This is a genomic window from Shimia sp. R9_1 (assembly GCF_017743775.1).
GTDB lineage: Bacteria > Pseudomonadota > Alphaproteobacteria > Rhodobacterales > Rhodobacteraceae > Shimia.
Genome location: NZ_JAGHRN010000010.1, coordinates 1 through 23,563 on the forward strand (window position 1 = coordinate 1; position 23,563 = coordinate 23,563).

Here is a 23,563-nt window from a genome sequence, read left to right on the forward strand (position 1 = left end):
CGTTGTCTGGGGATAACAACAACGACACTTTGGATGGCGGTGCCGGTGCGGATACGCTGACTGGCGGCAAGGGCAACGACACCTATAAGTTCTCTGTGGTGGATGGCGCGGTGGATACGGTCACCGACTACGCCTGGTGGAACTTCATTGATGTGAGTGATGCACTGGTCGGCTACAACTCTGCGACTGATGACATCACGGATTTTGTACGCTTCACCACCACCGGCAGCGACACGCTGATGGAAATCAATCCGGATGGGGCCAGTGGTTTTGTGCCCGTCGCCATCCTGCAAGGCGTGCGTAATCTGCAAGGCACTGAAGCGAGCATGGAGTCAAATGGGCGCATGGTGACAGTAGACCCGCCACCCGTCGCCAATGATGACTTCTTTAGCGTGGAAAGCTCTGGCAATTGGACATTGGACGTTTTGGCCAATGATGTTGATCCAGACGCCACTTATCTCACATCTCTGGACGTCACAGAGATCACATCACAAGCGAGCCACGGGACGGTTGTTATTGTGAATGGTGAAGTGATTTACACGCCAAACGCAGGCTACACCGGAGCTGACAGCTTCACCTACACAATCAGCGATGGCAAAACGACAGACACAGGTACTGTGAATTTGGCAGTCGGTCAGCGAGACTTTACGGGAGAAGGTCGTGGTCTGGTGGTTGATCTGGCCCAGGCAAGCTACGGTTACGCAGCGACTGTGATGATGTTTGGAGATTCTTTGACACAAGGGTTCAAGACTGGAAACCCCGAGGTCGAAGGCGGCTTCAGAGACGACCTCTTTGAGAACCTTTTGGCCGAAGATGTCTGGATAGATTACATCGGCCGCTTTAACAGCGGCTTAGAAGGTATGCTTGATCAGGACCATTCTGCAGTTCCGGGCCATTCTTTGGCTGAGGTACTGACCGATGACCCCAATGACCAGATGAACTTCTCGCTCACAGTAGATGAACTCAATCCAGACGTGACGCTCTTTATGTTGGGCACCAACGATCTCAATGGTCCTACCAAGGTGGATCAGATCTTGGCGGGTATGCAGGTCTTGATTGATCAGTTCTTTGCATTGGATGGCTCAGCAGATCGTCATTTGGTGATCTCTCTTATCCCTGTAAAGCCAGAGCTTGGTGTTTTGGTGGACCAGACCAATGAAGGTTACAGCACTGTAGACGGCGCGCGCGTTGTTGGTGATGTCGGGAACGGGACCTATGTCCCGGGGATCCGGCAACTCGTGAGCACAGAAGCCCAAGATCATCCTACTCTGCATTTGTTTGATACGCCTTTGACAGAGGCGGATCTGCTGCCAGATATGGTCCATTTCACAGATGCAGGTGATGCAAAATACGCTGAGGCCTTGGCGACGCTTCTGGAAACAGAAATAGGCTTTGCAAATGGCACCATCCAAGGTTCCGCAACGGCGCTGGATGCGATCAATGTGATCGGTGGTGATGCTGGAGACCTAATTTCTGGCAACGCCTTAGCGAACCTGTTGGATGGCGGAGCCGGCAACGATGTGCTTCGTGGTTTGGCTGGTGACGACACATTGGCGGGTGGCACAGGTAATGATCGTCTAACCGGCGGTGAGGGTGCGGATCAGGTGTCTGGCGGCGAAGGAGATGATGTCTTCATCTTCGCTTCTGATTTTGCCACAGGTGCAAGCACCGTCGATGTGATAACCGACTTTGGTGATCTTGGCAGTGACCGGCTAGTGTTCGAACTTTCTCTTGGTGCGGGCACTGTAACGGATCAAGGTGATGGAACGGGAGTTGTCATTTCCTTTGGGGGTGCAGCTATCGAAGTGGATGGTGCCAGCGCAGACTTGCTTAAAGGAAACGCCCTTGGTGGAGGAACATACGAGCTCACAAACGATACAGGTTTGGTGACCTTCGTGAATGACACCGATTTCTTGTTTGTGTAGGCCGTGATTGAATAAGTGGGGGCAATGATCATTGCCCCCCTGTTCAGAGCACTCTCCATGTGGGGAGATTAAAACTCACTATGTCTGCACAGCTTGGTCAATGAAATCTAAGGGTGCGGCTCTCGGTCGTATGTCGAAGCTGACTTTGATCGCCATGCGGCAAACTTCTTCTGGATAGTCTGGGTGATGCTGTCGCCGGTATCGCTATGATGGAGCGCAAACATCAGTAAGACAATCGGCCCCGACAAAACCCAGCCGACGATCAACCAAACAACCCAGGACCCACCGAAGAACAGATGCATCAAAAAGCACAGACCGATGGTGGCTGCGGATGAAAAAAACACCTTTAAAATGATCATTGCCTAAATTGTCCTACTCGGCAGCAAGATTGCTGTGACCTTTGTTATTTTGTGGCCTTAACAACAACCTTGAGATATTTTGACCATATTTGGTACTTCTATTTAATTTCACAAGCTTATTGGCAGAATCCGGCCACGCAGGTGACAAAATGAACATTGATATTGGCATCTGCACATTCCGCAGAGATAGTTTGTATGACACGCTTGAAAGCTTAAGCCGACAACATCTGCAAGCTCACTGGCAGCTGCGTATTATCGTTTCCGATAATGATGAACAGCCTGTTAAGCAATCTGGAATCGAAGCATGGGCAGCAGAACTTGGCGTCAACTTAAAGTATGTCCACGCACCTGCGCGTAACATCTCGATTGCCCGCAATGCTTGCTTGGAAAATGCCAAGGCCGACTTTCTTCTATTCATCGACGATGATGAGACAGCAGAGCCAGGCTGGGTTATGAGCTTGCTAGAAACAGCGAGCCAAGAACAGGCGCAGATTGTTTTTGGGCCGGTCTATGCCGTTTATCCACCTGATGCGCCGAAGTGGATGAAAGACAATGAGATACACTCCAGCGTTCCCTCGAAATTAAATGGCAAGGTTGAGACAGGCTTTTCCGGCAATGTCTTGCTTGATCTTCGTGAGCCTAAATTGCGTGATGCGCGATTTAGGCTGGATTTTGGCAAGACAGGTGGTGAAGATATCGACTTTTTCTTTCGCCACTATCGCGCAGGCATTCAGATGGCGATCAGCAAAGATGCGATTGTTTATGAGCCTGTGGCTCCCGCGCGCCTGTCATTCAAGTGGTTATCTCTTAGAAGTATAGCGACAGGCACGATCTACGGATTTTGTGCCCGGCAAGATACACGTGGAAAAACCGCCAGCCTCATGGGCAAAAGCATTGCCAAAATCTCTTATTGCTCATTGAGAACGCTGGCTTCTATTTCCAACAGGAAAAAACTGACATTCTGGGCTTTGAGGGGCTGCTTCCATATTGGTGTATTGCGTGGGTGTTTTCGAAAACCGCACAATGAATTTTATGGGTAATCACGCCCTGAGCGACTTAGCTTGGTTTTGGTAGATATTGGCCAGAATCAAAAATATACCCGAGGCAACTCGTGCTGCCTCGGGTATATTTGTTTTCAGAAGATGCGGCCTAAGCCCATCTCATGCTAGCTTCAGAATATGAAGCTGCTGTCATCAAAGCTGCTGAGACCGAGATCGGTTGCCATGGAGTCTGTGCCAACCGTTAGCAGCTGACCATTGGCTTCCATCTGGGCTTCAGTGCCCACAAGGTTTTTGGTGTTTTTCAGCAATGCAACTTCGACGAAGGCATCGGCACCACCGTCTGTGTCGATTTCCAGCATGGTGTCGGATCCGGAAGCGACAAAGCGGACAAAATCGCTGATGTTGTCGGCACCTTTGGTGTAACCCTCAAGTGCATCGCCCACATCAAGGAAATTCCACCATGCGTAGTCCTCAACGGTGTCAACTTCGCCGTCCACAAATGAGAACTTGAATGTGTCTTTGCCCTTCCCACCTGTCAGTGTGTCGGCACCGGATCCGCCATCAAGGATGTCGTTATTGTTTCCGCCATCCAGCGCATCATTGCCGGCGCCACCATAAAGCGTGTCACCATTGTCGCCGCCACTCAGCGTGTCATTTCCAAGGTTGCCAAAGAGCGTATCGCCACCGTCGCCACCAAAGAGAAGGTCATCCCCAGCTAGGCCATCGATCAGGTCTGCGTCCGGGGTGACGAGAGCAGAGCCGTCGTCGTTACCGTCTGTCAGTTTTGTGACACCTGCTCCGCCAACAACATCCTGATCCACAGGATCAGGCGCGCTGTCGTCGCTTCCACCGGAGTTATGACCAGTGTTGCTATCGTCGTGTGAACCCGTGTCACCATCTTGGTGATCGCTACCGCCATCGGTCGCAACGTGGTCACCGGGAGTGGATTTTGCTGTCAACAGTTTGCCATCGGCAACCATCTTGGCTTCGGTGCCCTCCAGGTTGCGCACATTTTCAAAGATGGCCACTTTGACAAAGCCATCTGCCTTGCCCTCCTGGCTGATCTCCAAGAGTGTGTCATCTCCGGCTGTGGTGAAGCGGACAAAGTCGGTGATATCGCTGCTGCCTTCGGTGTAACCGATCAAAGCGTCACCCACATCAACAAAATTCCACCATGCATAGTCTTTGACGGTGTCAACGGCACCATCAATCAGGGAGAATTTGAAGGTGTCTTTACCTTTGCCGCCTCGCAGAATGTCAGCACCAGACCCGCCATCAAGGATGTCGTTGTTGTTGCCGCCATAAAGCGAGTCATCACCGGCCCCACCATAGAGCGTGTCACCGTTGTCTTCGCCATAAAGGGTGTCATTGCCCGCGTTGCCAAATAGCGTGTCTCCGCCATCTGCGCCGTAGAGAACGTCATTGCCACCCAATCCATCAATCAGATCGGCCTCTCCGGTCGAGCGATCACGACCATTGTCATCGCCATCGGTCAGTGTGGTTACTCCGTTGCCGCCAATCACATCGTGGTCGTGTGAGCCAGAGCCGCTGTCTCCGCCAGTATCGCCACCTGTGTGGCCGCCGTTGTCCCCATCGGTATCACCGCCGGTGTCGCCACCTGTGTGACCACCATGGTCGCCGCCTGTATCACCACCGGTATCGCCTCCAGTGTCGCCGTCGGTATGGCCGTCGTGATCACCGCCGGAATCTCCGCCAGTATCGCTGCCGTCATGGCCGCCATTGCCTTCACTTGGAGAAGTGTTGGTGCGCGCTGTCAGCAGGGAGCCATTGGCCTCCATTTCAGCCTCTGTCCCCTGAAGATTTTTTACACCTTCAAGGATAGCGACTTTTACAAAGCCGTCTGCTTTGCCTTCTGGGCTGATTTCCAGAAGTGTGTTGTCGCCCGTGGTTGTGAAGCGCACGAAATCTGTGATGTCATTTGCGTCAGCAGAGTAACCGATCAAAGCGTCTCCGACGTCGACGAAATTCCACCAAGCATAGTCTTTAACGGTGTCGACTGCGCCATCCACCATGGAGAACTTGAAGGTGTCTTTGCCCTTGCCGCCCCGAAGGATGTCGGCACCGGACCCGCCATCAAGGATGTCGTTGTTATTACCGCCATAAAGCGAGTCATCGCCGGATCCGCCGAACAATGTGTCGCCGCTATCTTCACCATAGAGCGTATCGTTGCCCATGCTTCCGTAGAGCGTATCACCGCCGTCATTGCCATAGAGGACATCGTTGCCGCCGAGGCCATCGATGACGTCTGCACCCTCGGTGCTCAAAGAACGGCCGTCGTCGTCACCATCTGTCAGTTGAGCAGCATCGGGATCAGGAGTTGTGCCAGAATCGCCACCTGTGTGACCACCGGTATCACCGCCAGTGTCGCCACCTGTGTGACCACCGGTATCACCGCCAGTGTCGCCACCTGTGTGACCGCCGTGATCACCACCGGTGTCACCGCCAGTGTCGCCACCTGTGTGACCGCCGTGATCACCACCGGTGTCACCGCCAGTGTCGCCACCTGTGTGACCGCCGTGATCACCACCGGTATCACCGCCAGTGTCGCCACCTGTGTGGCCGCCGTGATCACCACCGGTGTCACCGCCAGTGTCACCTCCTGTGTGACCGCCGTGGTCTCCGCCGGTTTCATTGGAGAAATCATCGTCAATGGAGCTAATGCCATCTTCATAATAGTGTTTGATTTCTCCGGAGGGCGCGACGAACTTGTCGATGCGATACTGCTCTAGATAGGAATTCGAAAACCCTTCGAGCTTCAATGGAATGTGTACCGCTTGGTTTTCGCCGGTCACACGGTCGCCAACCCACCAATAGAAACCGAGGTCCCAGGATCCGTCGGCATTCTTGATGGCGCCAAACTTGTCCAGCACGTAGTCCATTTCGCTTGAACGAATTGTGGTCTGCAGGCCGTCAAAAGTATGCACATCTTGGCGATACCAAGTGTTTGCATGGAAGCGGAATTCCCCTGCGGTATCGGTCAAGGTGCCTCGAATATCGAGATCAGCCCCCCCTGCGCGGATGGTTATTTTTGATCCAGAATCCGCCTTGAAGGTGATTAGCTCAACAGGTGTTAGTTTGCTGCTGTCGATGATCTGGTTTGCGACGTTTACGAGATTGCCGTTCGCATCACGCGCACTCAAAGTTTTGCTGACATCGCGATACGTAACATCGACATACACGGCATCTGCATTGAAGCCACGTGATGAGAGAACCTCGAATGAATCTTCGACGTGTACGTTGGAGAGGTTTACACCTTCGACTTTGTCGCCAACTTTGAAGGCTTTACCAACATTCACAAGCAGGGTGTCTTTAAAGACATATTCGTTTGTGTAGTTGAAGATGTGTACAGCTTCATTGTGAATGTTGTAGCCGGTAAGATCCTCGAAAGTTTGCTGAATGTCGGTCGCATTGTCGATGTTGCGGTGTCCCGTGAAAACACCCTGCTCGACAGCGATCATCTGATTGCCGGTGAAGCCAACAATTGAGGTGTCTTCTTCATCGTAGCGTTCAATTTCTTCGAATGGTTCACCAGATGGGTCAAACTGCACCACATCCGCGAGTGGGCCTTGAGTACTTGTCTCCGAAGTGTTGAACATCCAGGCGGTTTTGGAGTTCGCCGCAATGTTGTCTTGCTGAACGATTTGGCGTGCTTGGCTTTCGAAGGCCACGCCTTCAATGCCGAAGTCGCCTGTCTTTTCCAGGGTCAATACATTGGCAGCGCCATCGTAGTTGGGGTCACGGCCCGTCCCGACGGTGGACGTTACGAAGTTACCAATCCATTGACCGGTTTCATTGGCGTCTTCGGATACGATCCCTGCGCCGGCGACACCGTAAACGAAGTTATAGTCAATCGCTGCGTGGCTGTCGTGGTGCACAATGCCCCAGCCCGGGCTTCCGGTGACAGAGTTACCTTCGATGATCGCGAGTGTCGCGTCTTCTGCGGCACCTGTACGGTGAATGTGAAGCGCATAGCGCCCCTCGACGTTGTCGTCACCAGGGTTACGTGCGGTACCGATGACATCTTCGCCTGGGCCATTTTTGATGCCTGGGCCACGATTGGACCAGTCATTTTCATCCCAGAGTTCGTTGGTGTTGATCGGTTTTGATTTGTCGGTGCGGCCCAGCTCGTGGAATTCGGCAAAGCGCACTTCCACATCCGGGTTATGCATAAACATAACGTGGCCGCGTACACCTTCCGGGTTCTCGGATTCAAAGCTCACGTTGCGGGTTGAGTTGCCAACATAAACGGACAACTCATTGTCGATACCGTCACGGCCCACATAGTCAGGTGTATGGTGATCATACTGTAGAGGGCGATCAATGGTCACAACGCCGGTCTCTGCGTTGATCGCTACGATTGTCACCTCTTCGTCTTGGGTCTGCAGAACTCCGTTGGAGTCGTTGCCAACATATTCTGTGCCCATGACAACCAGTTTATCGCCAACCTGCCAGCTGTCCACATCCCCTTCAAGTTTCAGGGTGGTGTCGCCTTTGGAAGGTTCGTCCGACAGCTTGAGATAGGGAGCTTTAGAGGCACCTTGGATCTCGACCTGACCATGCGTGACAAGGCCATGGCTTAGTTGTGACGGATCCGATGACAGGTCAATCGGGCCATCTGTGAAGATGATTTCTGCAGAAACATCCGGCTGAACCGGGTTCCCTTCGACACCAATCGTCAGAATGGAGCTGGATCCAGTGAAAATGGATTCCACTTCCATGCGCGTATCTGTGTCAACTGCGAAGTGAAGGCCCCCATCGACACCCACAGTTTTGAGTTCGGCGGTGCTTACACCATCATAGACAACAGAGATACCCTGCGGAATATAAACATCGGCGCCCTCGCCTGGAATCTTGCCGTTTGCCCATGTCGCGGCGTCAAACCAAGAACCGCCATTGATAGCTACAAAGGTGTCTGGATCGCTTGCATCTGGAAAAAGATCGACGAGGCTTGTGTGCTCGCCCATTTTCACGGAATCATCCATGTGGGCGCTATGCCCACCAGATATCATTTCTTTTTGTTTCTGGATGGCTTCTGCCAAAGAGATACTGCCCGAACCGATAAGATCCTGGCCAGCATCACCGGCCCCATGCCCGGCATGGTGATCCATCTCCATCGTGTGCGTCATATCGTTCATTTCGTCTCCAGTCGTTTCGCATACCAAAGGCTCAGCCAAAAGGCCGATATAAATAATTAGAGCAGCGCAAACCGCCCTGATTTCAGTGCTGTAGTGAATTCGAAACGGCTGAGTGGTGTACCGCCTCGATACTGCATTGCCGATGTAGCGCGCAAAAGTAACCAGAACCATAATGCGGAATAGTGCGCCGAAAGATCGGCAAAAACCCGCGTGAAACTGTAAAAGGACATTCCATAATCCGCCTACTCGAACTCTTCGACCAGCCTCTGGAATAAAAATGCCCGGCAATATTCTGGAAATGGTCCACAATAAACTACATGCCGGAACCGAAACCACGCCGGCCACTGCTCGCAGCGACCTGTCAATGATCAAGCTAGAGTTCCAACATGTCATATTGGCGCCCGGACCTTGGCGAAACTGTGACTAATAAGTCCGTATTAATTTGTCTCTTCGCACTAATGAAAGTCCACTCTATTTGCGAAAGTTGTCGATACGCTCAAGCTCCTCAATGATGGAAATGGTTGTTCTTAAAGGCATTATATCACTCTCAACCAATTCCCCCGTCAAACATCTCGCAACTTCATCAATTTCAAATTGTAACCCTCCGCCACGAAATGAGGCAGAAATTGCCCTAGATGGTGGAAAAACAGTCCGAATCGCTTTCTTTAATTTTTGACCTGAATAAGAAGAGACGAATCGAGATTTCAAAGAGCCTGGGCTTTTGGGTGGATTTGAAAATGTCACAGAAGAAAAATTAGCGTCGCGCGCCTGAATAAAGGGAGCTGAAAGAGAGAGCCGCGCCTTGGTCCCCGAAATAGTGAGCGTGTTCTCCAATTGAGTGGCATGACTTACAGTTATTGCCGAAAGTGGGTTAAGCTCGCGTTTGGTGTTATGGCGCAGTGATATCGTTGCGGTCCTAACTGAGCCGCTTTCTGAGCGCTGCAGATCGCCACCAACGACCTCAAACGGTCCAAGAAGATACTCAGCAATGGAAAGCCCGTAGCACCCAAGATCGTTGAGCGCCCCACCGCCAAGCGCTGGGTCGGTGATTGGGTCTCCCTGGCGTTCTGCCCTGGCAAAGCCAAGCGTTGCGTTTAAGTGTGCAATCTCACCCAGCTCGCCACTTCGGATCTGGCAGCGCGCCTTTGCCAACATCGGAATAAAGCGAGTCCACATCGCCTCCATGCAAAACACATTTGCGGCCTTTGCAGCCGCTACGATTTCTCGCGCATCCGAAGAATTTGTCGCAAATGGCTTTTCACATAAAACCGCTTTGCCTGCGGCAATAGCAATGAGGCAATGCTCTTTGTGCAGCGCATTGGGTGTCGCGACATATATTGCATCAACGGCATCTGACGTCGCCAGTTCCTCGTAATTTGCAAACACCTTCGCTCCGGGATGAACATCCGCAAGCCGTTTGGCGTTCTCCATTGATCGTGAGGCGATGCCTGAAAGTAAACTCGTGCGACTAAATCTCATGTCCCACGCGAACTGCTGCGCGATCGAACCTGAGCCGAAAATTCCCCACCGGATCTTTGCTCCGCTCATGATTTGCCGCCTTTAGCGCCGGGGGACCCGACCTTAGCAGCGCGCCCGAACAACGACCTGCACTTTGCGCTGCACCTTATTATGAACTGCTCACGGAGATTTCTCAGCAGCTCCTCGATCACGGGAAAGGGGGCATAAAAGCAGCGAATAGCCTCAATTGGGCTACGAGATTTCACCGCATCAATAAGTCGAAGCCAGTGCCATTTTTTGAGCGTCTCAATATAGTGCGCCTTCAAAGCGGTCCGATCCTTGGGCTTTAGCGCAGGATTTGCCATCAATAAGAGGTCGCCTTGCACCAGCGCCCCCAAGTCCCGCGTAGAATGCTGACCGCTCAATGAGGTTGGCCGCATCACGGCAACGTATCCACAAGGATCCGTCAGACAAAATCTCGCGCCACTCAAAAGTGCGGACGCGTAAAGAATGTAATCCTCCCCCAATCGAAGACTTTCGTCGTAACGAAGGTTTGCCTGCTCCAGGAATGTTTTGGAGATAAGCGGCTTAATGAAACCTAGCTCCCGACGCCCGCCACGTTCGCTTGAAAGGTTCCCTTGGACGAAGCCCGCGAAATCTATGCTGAGTTCATTGATTGGTTCATCTGAAATCAAACGCTGCCGAGGGCCATCAATATCACTTTCGGGCACCTTGAAAAGGTCGTCTGCAACAAAATCCCAATGTGTTTCTTGTGCGATAGCCAAAAGTGCTCTGAGTCTCCCTTTCTCCATAAAGTCATCTGAGTCCAGAGGCGTAACGTAAGGCGCGCGAGCTTCATCTAATGCAAGGTTGCGCGCTGCAGCAGGACCCTGATTATTCTTCTGCCTTAAAACACGAACCCGATTATCTGCTGCAGCCAGCCTCTCAGCACAAATCAGCGTTTCATCAGTAGAAGCGTCATCGACCACAATGACTTCTACAGAGACACCCTCTTGATTTAGCGCAGACCTTACCGCCCGAGAGAGGGTCTCAGCGGCATTCCAGGCAGGGATAATTACCGAGACAGATGGTATATCTTTAGGGGCAGTCAAGTCCGGCCAACCGTTGCTTTAGGTGGATTGTGCAAATGGCATCTCTGTTGCCAAAAAGAAAACTCACAACAAAAATAGAGACTTGATGCGGAGTAATCTGTTGCAAACCTCTTTGAGGCACGGCAGTCTTCGAACATCTTTAAGTTCTTAACCCACTAATTTCAAAATCAAATTGATAGAACCGTATTAGACCCAGATGACCGATGCAACGGTAATAATTGCAGCATGGAATGCTAAAGCAACGATTGAAAAGTCAGTAAGCAGTGCCCTTGGTCAGCGGGATGTAAAAACGCGCGTCGTGATTATTGACGATGCGTCAGATGAAGATTTTGCAGATCAAATTCCTGTGCGAAACGACGTGATCTTCGAGAGATTGGCTCACAACGGCGGCCCGGCCGCGGCACGAAATGCAGCACTAAATCACTGCGAAGGAAACTGGATTTGCGTGCTTGATTCTGACGACACGATGCAGCCAGACCGCCTCAAAGAAATGATTACATACGCGGAGGAATTTGATGCCGACGTCTTGCTAGGAAACTTCCAAAAGGTCGATGAGCAAGGGCACACATACGAGGATGGCACCTTTCTAAGGCATAACGAAATTACGATCGGCGCTAAAGTTGAATTAGAAGAATACGTTTCCGATAATATAATTTCCCCAAAATCAAAAAGCACCGGGTATTTAAAGCCGATTTTTCGCAGGTCTTTCATCGAAGAGAAAAAACTAAAATACAATAGAAGCCTGAGAAACGGCGAGGACTGCCACCTGATTTTTGAAGCGTTGGCGATGGGGGGGAGAGTTCTCGTTTGGCCAAAAGCTGACTACCTCTACACTGTTAGGAGAGGGTCGATTTCTCATCGAATAGATCCCGGTCACTTCGAAGCACTGATCAAAGAAGATTGTAAGTTTGTCGATAGATATCATGACGATATCAGCAATCATGCGATTGATCTATTTAGCGAAAGAGAGATTGGCCTTAGAAAAATGATGGAAACCGAGCGCATTATGTCAGCGTTGAAATCTAGGCAAGTGGGTGCAGCCTGCCGTCATTTATCACGTCACCCCTATGCTATTCCGATGGTCGGGCATCAGCTGCTGGAGGCAATAAGGAATAGAATTACTTAAAAATATAGGCGCGCTTGAAAGGCATAGCGCCACTTAGTGGTTTTGTAATAAATTGAGAATTAATCCTTAAGGGTATATCTCGCGTATCAATCCGTATAGTTTCAAGGGATGAACACCCTAAGGTAGATTCAAATTTGACGACCTCTGCCCCAGTTTATGCAACGATACTGATGCATCGCCGCCTGAGCAACCTCAAGTCGGGTAGCGGTGTGCACCTTATGTGCCTTTGCTCAATCCTCTTTGACGCAGGCTATCAGGTTCGCATTGTCGCCGCGCCGACCACCAGTTTTGGACACATCCCATTTTGCCGCCCCGATCGCGTTTTATGCGACAACGACATACCTGTCATTTGGCCCGGAAGTCTGAAGGTGGGGAGGCTTTATGTTTCGACCCGCTCGCGGGTATGGAGAAAATTCATTATCCGCGCCCTCGCCAGCGTAACGTCTCTTACCAAGGGCTTAAACGGAGGGCGGCGACTTTCCTTTCCCAGCGCTTTAGGCAAAACGCTTACAGATGGGGAGGCTGAAGAGGTCCAACGCGCAGCAAATGCTCTGGGTGCAGATTTGGTGATTGCCGAGTACTCTTCCCTCGCCCCCTTGCTCGGCGGCTGTAGGGCTAAGAAGCGTGGCGTTTTGATGCACGACCTGTTCTCCAGCAGGGCAGTGTCTTTTCAGGAGTCCGGCATATGTCCAGACCATAACCCCATAACGCTAGATCAAGAAGTTTCGCGCCTGCGTGACGCGCATGTTTGCATTCACGCCTCGCAAATTGAAGCCGATGCAGTCAAACATCATCTTCCAGATGCAGAACATATCTGGATGCGCCCACGGCTCACAAAAAACACCGGAGATTCAAGCGCCCCGCCCCGCGTTGTTTTTATTGGCGTAAAACATGGCGGCAATCGCGCCGCATTGGACATGATCCTCAAAGAAATATGGCCGCGTGTTTGGCAAGAAACTGGTGTGGAGCTTTGGATTGTTGGCGAAATTGCAAAATGGGTGGAAGGCAGACACGACGGTGTACGCTGCGTTGGCTTTGTTGAAGATCTACGCACTTTAGGTGATGGAAATACCATTGGCATTGCGCCCATGCTGGTCACGAGTGGGATAAGTATCAAAATCGGCACTTATCTTGAGCTCGGTATGAGAGTTGTCGCTTTCAAAAAGACTCTCGAAGCTTATGGCGACATGCTGGATGGCCTGGTCACCGCCGTCGATACGCCAGTAGAATTCACAGAGACCCTCATTGACATGTTGAAGAAGTCCGCAGAGCAGCAAGGCTGCCCGCAAGATGCTGTCCAACGGCTTGAAGCCGAAATGTCAAATGAAGAACTTTTGGAGGCACTTCGTTGCCGTTAGCTAAGTGCGCCCAAGCGACAGTTCGCCTGCCGCGATGGATTGGCGCCTGCCGCATGCGGCGACAGGCGCTCTAGGTCAGCCAGGAATCACTTCATCCGCTGGGACGAGACGCTGCTCGACGTTTATCACATCGCCCGGCAACACGATCGTGTCAGCGCCAGGTATCATTTTTGCAGCGTCGCCACGTCCACGTTGCAAACTGAAGATCGTTTCTGTCTTGAGGTCCTCATCAACTGCGGTATTCGTTGCACCTCGCTCCAACAGCAGCAGGCGTACGGTTTCGCGACGACTGAGAAGTGACTCAATTCTCGCGCTCACGTTCTGCAGCTCGACAGCGGCTTGCGTTGCTCTGTTGGCTCTAAGAGCAACAATATCTCTCTCAGCTTCTTTGATGCTCTGGCTGGCTCGGAAAAAGGTGTTTTGCAGATCAAGCGTCTTGGCTTCCACATCGAAAACGCCTTTCTGAGCTTGCGTTAACTGGGGAGCCTTAGCCAAACCTTTGTCGACTAGAGATTGCGTATTCTCAAGATACTCCTGCGCGAGGCGCAACTGTTCTTTTTGGCTCTGAATCTTTTTCTCTACGTTTTCGATTTCCGTCGTCAGCAGCGCGATTAACTCCATCAAAGAAGCCTGCTCGCGTTCTAAAGCGGTTCTACGAGAACTAAAAATGCGCGTCTCCTCATCCAGCAAGCGCGCGAGCTTATCAGCGCCACTGTCTCGCCCGAGTGTTTCGGGAAACCGCAGCTCTGTGTGTTCTTCAATTTCTGCACGCAAACGATGGGAGGTTATTTGAGCACGAAGCAGTTCTGCCTGAATTTGTTCAAGCGATCCTGTCTCACGCAGCACGGACAGTGGATCACCATTAACTGTATCGAGATGGCGACCACCACCCGCGAGGGCAAAAGCTTGAAGCACTGTCAAACCTGGTTGTGCCGAATACGCCCCGGGATTATCCACATCACCGAGGATGTAAAACGCGCCGTACTCAATAACCTCAACAGAGGTCGACGGCGGATCATTGCTCCGCACCTGTGCCTTGAGAGCATCAGCGACATCGTATGCGAGCTCTTCAGGCGTGCGCCCTGCCGCCGGCAGATGCCCCGCGAGCGGCACCATGACGCGGCCTTCAGATTGCACGGAAAACTCTCCGCTAACAGCGCGCCAGATCACATAGTCCCGCTCACCTTCATCCCAGATCACAACCCGAAGGCTGATTTTATCTCCGGCTGAGAGCCTATATATGCCATCATTTTCTAGTGACTGCGCAATCCCCATAGACGCAGTAGCCAAAAAACCTAACGAAATTAGTAAAGCCCAAATAATGCTCTTTTCCTTCCGAGCAACGAAGTGACACCCGAACATCACACCGCCACCAGAAGTTTCCATTTAAAACTAGACATAAGAAAAATACCCATGTTTGAATAATCGTCGATTGTTTGACAATTATTCACTTAAGGCTTGTCTCGTTGCAAGGTTCGATTTCTGCAATTATTCCGACATTTAATCGGAGTAACTTTCTTCAAGAAGCAATTGATGCCTTATTGCATCAAACGCGACCCGTGGCTCAGATTATTGTGTGGGATGATGGGTCAACCGATGCAACGCCTGAAATAGTCAAATCGGTTATGAACGCTGATAAGAGAGGGGTAATTCAGTACTTCCGGGCCGAAAATCAGGGCAAGTCTTCTGCTTTGAATAATGCCATGAAAGAAGTGCGGGGGGAGTACGTGTGGATCTGCGATGACGACGATGTCGCTTGTCTGGATGCCGCGAAAAAAATGGCCGAAGTGCTTGACGCTACCGATGTGGACATCGTGGCGGGAGCACATGCGCGTTTCAGGACAGATGAGTCCGAGAATGGCAAAGAGTTCTTCGGGACAGGTTACTGGCCCGACTTATCGTCAGGCAGCATCATTCGTCATCTGCTGGAAGACATTTTCTTTTTTCAAAATGCCAGCTTGGTGCGTCGCGCTTGTTTTGACGAAGTAGGCCCATTTCGCGAAGATTTAAGCCGTTCAATTGACTATGAGATGTTTGTGCGATTGTGCACTCGTTTTCCGATCAAGATGATCGATGATGTGTTGTTTTACCAGCGCAAACATGACGGCGCACGTGGTCCAGCAGGCCAGCAACATGCAGCCAAAAAATCCGAGGAAGTTTGGCTTTCTGCCGATCGGGAGATATTCTGCGATCTCTACCAAACATTGCCGATTTCTTTCTATGCGTCTCTTTTTGAGGCGGAGAATTCGGCCCTCGCTTTACGGGCAGCTCATTTGCAGCGTGCATGCGTTTATGCGCGGCGTTGCGATTGGATGTGCGCCATTGAGGATTTTAAAGCGGCAGCACAAATGGCAGAAAATGACGGCCTCACACCGACTGAAATTGACATTGTTTTGAGGTCTATGGCCGGTAAGCACGGTAACGCCGAGGCGTATTCTTCGCCGGTACGTAAACAGCTATTAAGCCTTTCGCAATTTGGCCTTACGGGCAAAACAATTTTAAATGCACTTGGACGAGGATCTGTTTGGCGCGCAAGAGAGGCGTTGAACAATCGCGACTTTAAACTGCTCACGAAAATTACAACTTTTCTTTTGCAATCCGGAGCACGGCCGCACCCCGGAACGTCTGCATCACATCTGTCTGAGTTGGACCACCTGACACATGAGGCATACAATTGGTAACAACGATTGACCCCGCGCGCGTCGCCGTTCTTATTCCGACACTGAATGAAGCAGATCAGATTGAGGCTGTGCTGAGCCAGATCATGCACGGAGACGCTGTTGCCTCTCGCTGCACAGTGATCGTCGCTGATGGGGGGAGTAGTGACGACACCTGCGCCATCGTGACTAACCTAATGAGCAAGCATCCTAATTTGCATTTGAGGCACAATTCTCAACGCATACAAGCAGCTGCATTCAATTTACTTCTGTCGCCGGAATTCGACGGCAACGACTTCGCGATCAGATGTGATGCCCATGCTGCCTATCCACAGGGCTACGTCAGTGATCTGGTGCACTGTATGTTAGAGAAAGAAGTCGACTCGGTTGTTGTTCCAATGGATGCCGTTGCTGACAGCAACAGCTGCTTTCAATCAGGGCTCGCTTGGGTTGCAGATACCCCTCTTGGTGCCGGAGGCTCCCCACATCGTGGCGGGAATGTTTCCGGGTACTGTGACCATGGGCATCATGCAGCGTTCCGCATGTCGACATTCCGAAAGCTCGGTGGTTACGATGTTGACTTTCGCACCAACGAAGATGCCGAATATGACAAGCGTTTGACCGATTTTGGCGGCAGTATCTGGCTGAATTCCGATGTGCGTATCAAGTATTTTCCGCGAAAGACAGCAAGCCGATTGTGGCGACAGTATTTTCGTTACGGCGAAGGACGTGCGCGGACCTGCCTCAAACACAGCATCAAGCCCGCCCCACGTCAGATGATACCAGCCGTGCACACGGCAGTCTGTATGGCTAGCCTGGCTGTCATACCAATCACGCCTCTGCTCCTTATGTGGCCCGCGTTCTATGCCTTAGCCATGCTATCTTGCGGGATCTTTATTGCTCTCAAGCACCGCTCTATCTGCGGACTTGCTGCCAGCGTTGCTTTAGTAACCATGCACTTTGCTTGGGGAATTGGGTTTCTCTCACGTCTGATGAAGAAGTCACCCAGAACATTTTCCCCGCAGCCTGCCGAATAATCGCGGATCGAAGACCACTATGTCCACAATCGCATTTTTTGGTCACAACTCAAACGAGCCTGCAGTCCGCCGACGCGCCCGCGCTTTCCAATCAGCCGGTCATGAGGTCATCGGCTTCATGCCACATCGCGGAGCCAAGCAAAACACGGTGTGGCCGCTCGTCGACCTCGGAGAAACTGCTGATAATGCTTACGGGCAAAGGCTACTTTCAATTTTTAAAGGCGCAAGAATCGCGGCGCAACACGAGAACGAGTTGAGCACAGCTGATGTTATTTACGCTCGAAATCTCGATATGCTCGCGGCAGCTGCGCGCGCGCGTTCAAAACTCAGCCTCAACACGCCATTGATATATGAATGCCTAGACGTGCATCATCGCCTTACTGGCACCTCTGCAATCGCCCGCCTTTTGCGTGGTATAGAGGCGCGCCTGCTAAAACACTGCGCATTGGTGGTGATTTCTTCGCCTCGCTTTGAGAGTGAGCACTTCGCCGTACATTACCCAAATGCCTATCGATCTTTCTTGCTCGAAAACCTGATGATCGACGGAGATAATTTCCCAGATCGTCCCCCGCACAATGCCCCATCATCAAAGCCGCGTCAGCGGCTCCGCATCGGCTGGTTTGGCAATCTACGTTGCCGCAAATCGCTCGAGTTGTTGCTAAGGTTGGCCAGGAATTTCCCGGAAGACGTCGATATCGTATTACGCGGCTACCCAGCGCCGGGCGTGTTCGAAGACTTTGAGGGTGAAATCCGGCCCTATGACAATGTCTCTTTTGGTGGCCGGTATAAGGCCCCAGACGATTTGTCTGAAATGTATGCTGATGTCGATCTGGTATGGGCGGGCGATTGGTATGAGGAAGGCGCCAATTCACTCTGGCTATTGCCTAATCGTATTTATGAGGGGGGATATTTTGCGACCCCTGCCCTAGCCCCTGCGGGCACAGAGACTGCGCGCTGGCTTGAGGATCATGGTAGCGGCATTCTTCTCAATCAACCAATTGAGCAAGCTCTCGAAAAAGAAATATTGGGGCTTCTGAAAGACCGCGCACCAATAGAGAAACTGCGGGCGCAGTTACTATCGCTCCCCCGCAGCACTTTTGTGGAGACCCCTGCGACAATGCAGAGCCTGTTGCAGGCGGCAACGGCCACCTAGGGAGCGGGCATCTGGTAAGAAAGTGCGCCTTTCATTGCGGCGAATACGCCACAAACACTAAGGCGCATCTTTAAAAAGATACGAATTGTAGATTCCACAATCGACTCGGGTTAATCTCTGAATGTCTTTTGATCGACATTTTTTATTTTTCTTATCTGACTCTCAAGGTCATTGAACTTTGGCAAGATTACCTGACTTTATCATCGGCGGTGCACCGAAATGTGGCACGACATCGTTGCATTTTATACTTGGGCAAAATCCGGAAATCGGTATCCCCGATCAGGAAATCCATTACTTTGATGCGGACGATCCGATCACGCATCCCGACTTTCTGACTGAAAACGAAAACGGCCTGAAATGGTTCGACCCCAGTCAAGAGAACGCACCCAACTTGAGTTGGTATACGTCTTGCTTTTCTGAGTTCCAAACTCATCAGCTCGTCGGGGAAGATTCTACAACCTATCTCTTTTCTGCGGTCGCAGCGCGTCGCATCAAAAGACTATTGCCAGACGTGAAGCTGGTCTTTCTATTGAGAAACCCCGTAAAGCGCGCCTATTCTCAGTATTGGCATCTGATTTGCAGCGGTCGTCTAACCTGTGGTTTTGAAAAAGCCATTAGCGCGCACAGCTCGATCATACTCGGCTCCACTTATGCGCCGCATCTTGCAGAGTATTTTCGAGTTTTTGGCCATGATAATGTGCATGTCGCACTATTTGAAGATTTTCTGAGCGACAAACAGTCTTATTTAGACGGTGTTACCGCCCATATTGGAGCCTCGAATATGGACGTGGAAACGCTGAAAACTTGGTTCAATCGCACCAACTATCCTTCCTTGCCCAAGGGCCAGCAGCTGATCAATTATCTCGGCCAGCCAATTGTTTCTCGCCGCTATCGTAATCACATGGGGCATGAATCTGGCTTGTCTCATGCCATCAGAAAAAAAATTCATTATCAGTGGTTTAAGCGGATTAATCCGATCCTGCTCACAGCTCAGAAGCCGCCCGCAATGAAGTCAGAAACAGCCAGATACCTGACAGGGCATTTGTCGCTCAGAAATGCCGGGTTATCGGAGCTGTTGGGGCGCGATCTGTCACAAGTCTGGCCAGGGTTTAGCGAATGACAGCCAGCCGCATAGATATCCTGCTCGTTTATGACCCAAGATTCACCGGGGGAACGGCGAGCGCGATTTTGACTGATGCCCACGCCTTTCATACTGCTGGTTTGACAATTGGATTGCTGGAAGTGACTTCCGGATTTTTCATTGATGCGGGCACTGGCAAAAACACAGCGTTAGCGGCGTTGGCTGATTTACCAGGTGTCAAAGTCATCAAACCTGAAGCATGTGTTGTTGCTGACACCACCTTTTTTCACCACCCGCTGACCTTCGCACATAAAGTGCAAGAAAACGCTAAAATTCGTTCAAACACGTCCGTTTTGGTGAGCCATCATCCCCCATTTCGCGGTGATGGATCACTTGAATATGACCCGATTGCCACAACACGATATATCGAACAGTCTTTCGGTATTCGGCCAATGTGGGCACCAGTCTCAGGTGTCATCCGAAAACACTTGCGCAGCTTCCTGCCATTTATACGGCTAACAAAAGCGGATTGGGTAAACTCCTTCGATACCGGCAATTGGCTGTCAAACCGCCCCGTTTTTGATGGGCCAATTGCAGCGGTTGGCCGTCACAGCCGTGAAGATCCGCTAAAATGGCCGGACACTGCAGCTGATGTTGCGGCACATGTTGCCCCACGGGAGGCTGGCTGGAAAACACGCGTTATGGGGTGCCCAGAAGCGCACCTCAATTCTCTAGGCGCCAATTTAGACGGTTGGGAGATTGTGCCATTCAACAATGAACCCGTAGACTGTTTCGTTGAAAGTTTGGATGTGTTCTCCTACTTCCACAGCGGCAAATGGGTCGAAGCCTTCGGGCGCACGATAGTTGAAGCCATGTTGATGGAGCGTCCCTGTGTATTGAGCCCAAGCCTACGAGATACGTTTGGGCCGATGGCGCATTACGCCAACCCGGCAGACGTTCATGATCTGGTTCGATCTCTTCGTACAAACGTCAAAGCAACCCGGCAGAACTGCGCAGATATCCGTGAGCGTGCGGCACAGCAATATGCAAGCAAGGCCATCCCCGAAAGACTGAGCTCCCTGCAAAGCGATACAGGCAGCTGTTCTCGCCTAGGGCCAATTCAAGCCGCTCCGATCACTGCCTTGAGAAAGCTGATTGGCTTGAAGCGCCGTCAACGAAATGCAGTATCCATAGAACAGGCGGCAAAGCTCTGATGGCCACCGTTACGCTGCAAACCGCCCTTTCGAAGAACTACGATGTTTGCGTTATTGGAGCGGGCGCCGCTGGCTTGGCGCTGGCTTTGTCACTTGGGCAAGCAGGTGTGAAGGTTCTTGTCATCGAACAGGGGGGCTTTGACGAAGGGACAATCGATCCGAATGAGCGTCGAGATTTTCATTTTTCAACCGACACTCACGATCCTCGGCATCTCACCAATCGCGAAGCGGTGGCGGGAACATTGCTTGGCTGGGGCGGGCGATGCATGCCATTTGACCCAGAAGATTTCACGCAAGACTGTTCGCGCCACAAGCATCCTTGGTCAATAAGTTTCAATGAGTATGCTCGGTGGATCGATCCGGCCGCAGAATTTCTCAAAGCAGATTCGATATTTAGATACTCCTCCCTTCCGAATGGCCCAGACATTCCCGGCGTCTGTCTCGAGAAAGTGGAGCTCCTGAATGCCCAAGACCAAGCTACCAATCTGCAAGAGCGGCTCAAAAACGGGCTTGAGCCCATTGATCTTTTACCAAGGACACGCGCTCTCTCCTTTCGTTGGGAAACTTCTGAAAAATACCAAGTGAGTGGACTCACATTAACCCATGCAGGGCAAACATGTGTCCTACCCTGCAAAAAACTCGTTTTGGCCTGCGGCGGACTTGAAACCACACGTATGTTGCTGCTTGAAAAAGCTGCACATCCCAAGATCTTTGCTTCCACTGAAAATGCCCTTGGGCGCTATTACATGGGGCACCTCACCGGCGGCATGGCTGAAATCACTTTCACTGATCCACAACTCGCCAAGCAATTCGGCTATCAAAGTGGTCGGGGTCGCAGCCCGTATCGGCACCGATTTTGCCTGTCAGATGGCGCACCAAGCAACGTGGCTTTCTGGCTTGAAAACCTGGCCCCTGAAGATCCTAGGCAAAGTTCTGGCGAGATCTCCCTTAAAAGACTGCTCAAAAAGCCCAAAGATCTCGAAGATCCAGGCAATCATATCGCCAATGTTCTCAAAGATCCCATCGGCGCATCAAACATCCTGCGTTCAGCAGCTCAACGGTTTATGCCGCCTTCGATGCGGCGCCCTCAACGTCTCGCCTTTGTGGGCCCCGGGCCCTACATCCTCGCTTATCACGCCGAACATTTCCCAGAATCCGAGAGCCAGGTTACACTTTCAGAAGAAAGAGACAAATTCGGGCAGCGCATGTTGCAGATAGACTTTCGATACGGTCAGCGCACAATTGATGCGCTGATGGCTGGCCACAAGCTTTTGGCAAAGCGCCTCAAAGCAGCGAATGTTGCTGAGATCGCGCTGCCGGAAGACGAGGCTTTTGCGAAGGCCATCGAAGACAAGGCTCGCGATGGCTATCATCAGGCAGGCCTTACTCGCATGTCTGCCACACCGGGATCGGGGGTCGTTGATAGCAACTGCTGTGTACATGGGACCGACAATCTCTATGTCGCCTCCGCTTCAGTTTTTCCTGTGTCAGGACAGGCCAATCCAACGCTTTCGGTTGTGGCAATGTCATTGCGGCTCGCAGACCACCTTAAACGGCACCATCGAAGTGAGGTAACGCAATGACCGCTACTGCGACACCCATGGAGGTCTTGGAAATTCGCGAACGCCGCCGGGATTTCATTCTTGTCGCCCTGTGGTTTTTTGTAACATTCAAACAATTTCGCTTTGACGAACTCATACTCTACCCGCTGGCGCTCTACTTCGCGTGGGCCTTCATAAGAGATTTCCAGAGGATTTTCCCTTTGATCGCCCGCAGCTTCGTCCTTTTCCTTTTTCCTGCTTGGTGGCTTTTGTCAGCGATATGGGGCGTTGAGACGACCTTAATTCTAAGGTCAGGCCTGCAACTGCTCCTGACAATCATGATCTGCTATTTCATTGCAACAAGGTTGACGGTCCGTGATTTGATTTTAGCTCTGGCTCTGACCGCGACCTACTACGGCATACTTAGTTTTCTCGCGCCTTACCTGGGTACAGGTACGAGTGCCCGTGGTGTGTTTTCGAGCAAGAATGCCATGGGAACAGCGATGGTGATCCTATGGCTCTGCTCTTTGTGTATAGTTTTTGATCCGGATTCATCGAAGAAACGAAAGCTCTTCGGGATGTTCTCTTTGGTTTTGTCCGCTTGGCAAATTTACATGGCAAACTCCGCCACCGCTATGCTCTTGGCATTTGGCATCGGGGTGATCGCCTTCTTTTTCGCAATCGTACCTCAGACGGGCATTCTAAAACGCCGCTGGTTCTATGCCCTGGGTTTTCTTGCGGTAGCCGCGCTCCTACTAAGCGCATCGGCCTTTTTCACGACGCAAAGCATTGATCCCATAAATGCTGTGCTTGGCGCGTTCGGTAAAGACACCACATTAACCGGCCGCACGCTGCTCTGGGAATATGCAACGCGCCAGATAGAGGACGACCCTCTTCTTGGTGTTGGGGCTGGCGGCTTTTGGACACCTTATGACAAGCTCTCTCAGGCCAGTCGCATCTATGAGGAGTTCCACAAGGCCACCTATGCAACCTTTTCTTTTCACAATTCCTATTTTGAAATTGCTGTACACCAAGGACTGATCGGTCTCTTTTTCTGCATCCTGACGGTTCTCTGGACAATCGGAAGCATCCTGCTTGCCAGAAGCCAGACCAATCCGATCCCAACTGTATTTTTCCTCTGTGTCTGTTCGGTTTCACTCGCTCGTAGTATGACCGAGTCTGACTTCATCGCGCCGTTTGCACTGCTCACCATGCTATTTATAACCGGGGGATTAATGTCAGCTATGTCTCGGGTGAAAACGCCTGAGACTAAATTTAAGAAAAGTGCCCGTTTCAGTAGTGTTCGTATTCAGCCACAGCGCCCACCTTTTCTTACCAACCCTGCTACCTCTTGGAACGGTGCTTAGTTTCGGCCCCGGTTGGGA

The 23,563-nt window shown here is 51.5% G+C and carries 16 protein-coding genes; 11 read left to right on the forward strand and 5 right to left on the reverse strand.

Features of this window, described 5'->3' with window-relative positions:
- Positions 1–1,925, forward strand: a 1,925-nt coding sequence (locus J7399_RS19920) for an Ig-like domain-containing protein (RefSeq protein WP_209089405.1), incomplete at its 5' end; no start/stop codon positions are given.
- A 107-nt stretch (positions 1,926–2,032) separates the two neighbouring features.
- Here the strand turns inward: J7399_RS19920 and J7399_RS19925 are convergent.
- A complete protein-coding gene (locus J7399_RS19925) occupies positions 2,033–2,284 on the reverse strand; it encodes a hypothetical protein (RefSeq protein ID WP_209089408.1) in 252 nt (83 codons plus the stop codon).
- Positions 2,285–2,433: 149 nt separating this feature from the next.
- Between J7399_RS19925 and J7399_RS19930 the strand changes: the two genes are divergently transcribed.
- Entirely contained in the window at positions 2,434–3,324 is an 891-nt protein-coding gene (locus J7399_RS19930) for a glycosyltransferase family 2 protein (protein ID WP_209089411.1), read from the forward strand.
- 131 nt (positions 3,325–3,455) lie between these two features.
- Here the strand turns inward: J7399_RS19930 and J7399_RS19935 are convergent, their stop codons facing one another.
- From J7399_RS19935 to J7399_RS19945, 3 genes are all read right to left on the reverse strand, one after another.
- Entirely contained in the window at positions 3,456–8,441 is a 4,986-nt protein-coding gene (locus tag J7399_RS19935; protein WP_209089414.1) for a G8 domain-containing protein, read from the reverse strand.
- Between the two features lie 471 nt (positions 8,442–8,912).
- A complete protein-coding gene (locus tag J7399_RS19940; RefSeq protein ID WP_209089417.1) occupies positions 8,913–9,989 on the reverse strand; it encodes a Gfo/Idh/MocA family oxidoreductase in 1,077 nt (358 codons plus the stop codon).
- The gene (locus J7399_RS19945; protein ID WP_209089420.1) at positions 9,986–11,011 is read right to left on the reverse strand and encodes a glycosyltransferase family 2 protein; all 1,026 of its coding nucleotides are present in this window, start codon (positions 11,009–11,011) and stop codon (positions 9,986–9,988) included. Before J7399_RS19945 ends, J7399_RS19940 begins: the two co-directional genes overlap by 4 nt.
- Before the next feature lie 196 nt (positions 11,012–11,207).
- Between J7399_RS19945 and J7399_RS19950 the strand changes: the two genes are divergently transcribed.
- Both J7399_RS19950 and J7399_RS19955 read left to right on the forward strand, forming a co-directional pair.
- Positions 11,208–12,137, forward strand: a complete 930-nt coding sequence (locus tag J7399_RS19950) for a glycosyltransferase family 2 protein (RefSeq protein ID WP_209089423.1) — start codon at positions 11,208–11,210, stop codon at positions 12,135–12,137.
- Positions 12,138–12,307: 170 nt separating this feature from the next.
- On the forward strand, positions 12,308–13,495 hold the full coding sequence (locus tag J7399_RS19955) for a glycosyltransferase family 4 protein (protein ID WP_209089426.1): 1,188 nt from the start codon (positions 12,308–12,310) through the stop codon (positions 13,493–13,495).
- 75 nt (positions 13,496–13,570) lie between these two features.
- Here J7399_RS19955 and J7399_RS19960 read toward each other — a convergent pair whose 3' ends face one another.
- Positions 13,571–14,881 (reverse strand): polysaccharide biosynthesis/export family protein, encoded by a 1,311-nt coding sequence (locus tag J7399_RS19960; RefSeq protein ID WP_209089437.1) that lies wholly within the window; start codon positions 14,879–14,881, stop codon positions 13,571–13,573.
- 80 nt (positions 14,882–14,961) lie between these two features.
- Between J7399_RS19960 and J7399_RS19965 the strand changes: the two genes are divergently transcribed.
- From J7399_RS19965 to J7399_RS19995, 7 genes are all read left to right on the forward strand, one after another.
- The gene (locus tag J7399_RS19965; RefSeq protein WP_209089439.1) at positions 14,962–16,176 is read left to right on the forward strand and encodes a glycosyltransferase family 2 protein; all 1,215 of its coding nucleotides are present in this window, start codon (positions 14,962–14,964) and stop codon (positions 16,174–16,176) included.
- Positions 16,170–17,189 carry a glycosyltransferase family 2 protein gene (locus tag J7399_RS19970; RefSeq protein ID WP_209089441.1) on the forward strand — a complete coding sequence of 340 codons (1,020 nt, stop codon included), beginning with the start codon at positions 16,170–16,172 and terminating at the stop codon, positions 17,187–17,189. The genes J7399_RS19965 and J7399_RS19970 overlap by 7 nt, the downstream gene beginning before the upstream one ends.
- A 19-nt stretch (positions 17,190–17,208) precedes the next feature.
- Positions 17,209–18,342, forward strand: coding sequence for a hypothetical protein (locus J7399_RS19975; RefSeq protein WP_209089444.1), 1,134 nt, complete (start codon positions 17,209–17,211; stop codon positions 18,340–18,342).
- A gap of 178 nt (positions 18,343–18,520) precedes the next feature.
- Entirely contained in the window at positions 18,521–19,462 is a 942-nt protein-coding gene (locus J7399_RS19980; protein ID WP_209089447.1) for a sulfotransferase, read from the forward strand.
- On the forward strand, positions 19,459–20,637 hold the full coding sequence (locus J7399_RS19985) for a glycosyltransferase (protein ID WP_209089449.1): 1,179 nt from the start codon (positions 19,459–19,461) through the stop codon (positions 20,635–20,637). The genes J7399_RS19980 and J7399_RS19985 overlap by 4 nt, the downstream gene beginning before the upstream one ends.
- Positions 20,637–22,220: an FAD-dependent oxidoreductase gene (locus J7399_RS19990; protein WP_209089452.1), complete on the forward strand. Its 1,584-nt coding sequence runs from the start codon at positions 20,637–20,639 to the stop codon at positions 22,218–22,220. Before J7399_RS19985 ends, J7399_RS19990 begins: the two co-directional genes overlap by 1 nt.
- Positions 22,217–23,545, forward strand: a complete 1,329-nt coding sequence (locus J7399_RS19995) for an O-antigen ligase family protein (protein WP_209089455.1) — start codon at positions 22,217–22,219, stop codon at positions 23,543–23,545. The genes J7399_RS19990 and J7399_RS19995 overlap by 4 nt, the downstream gene beginning before the upstream one ends.
- The last annotated feature ends 18 nt before the right edge of the window (positions 23,546–23,563 follow it).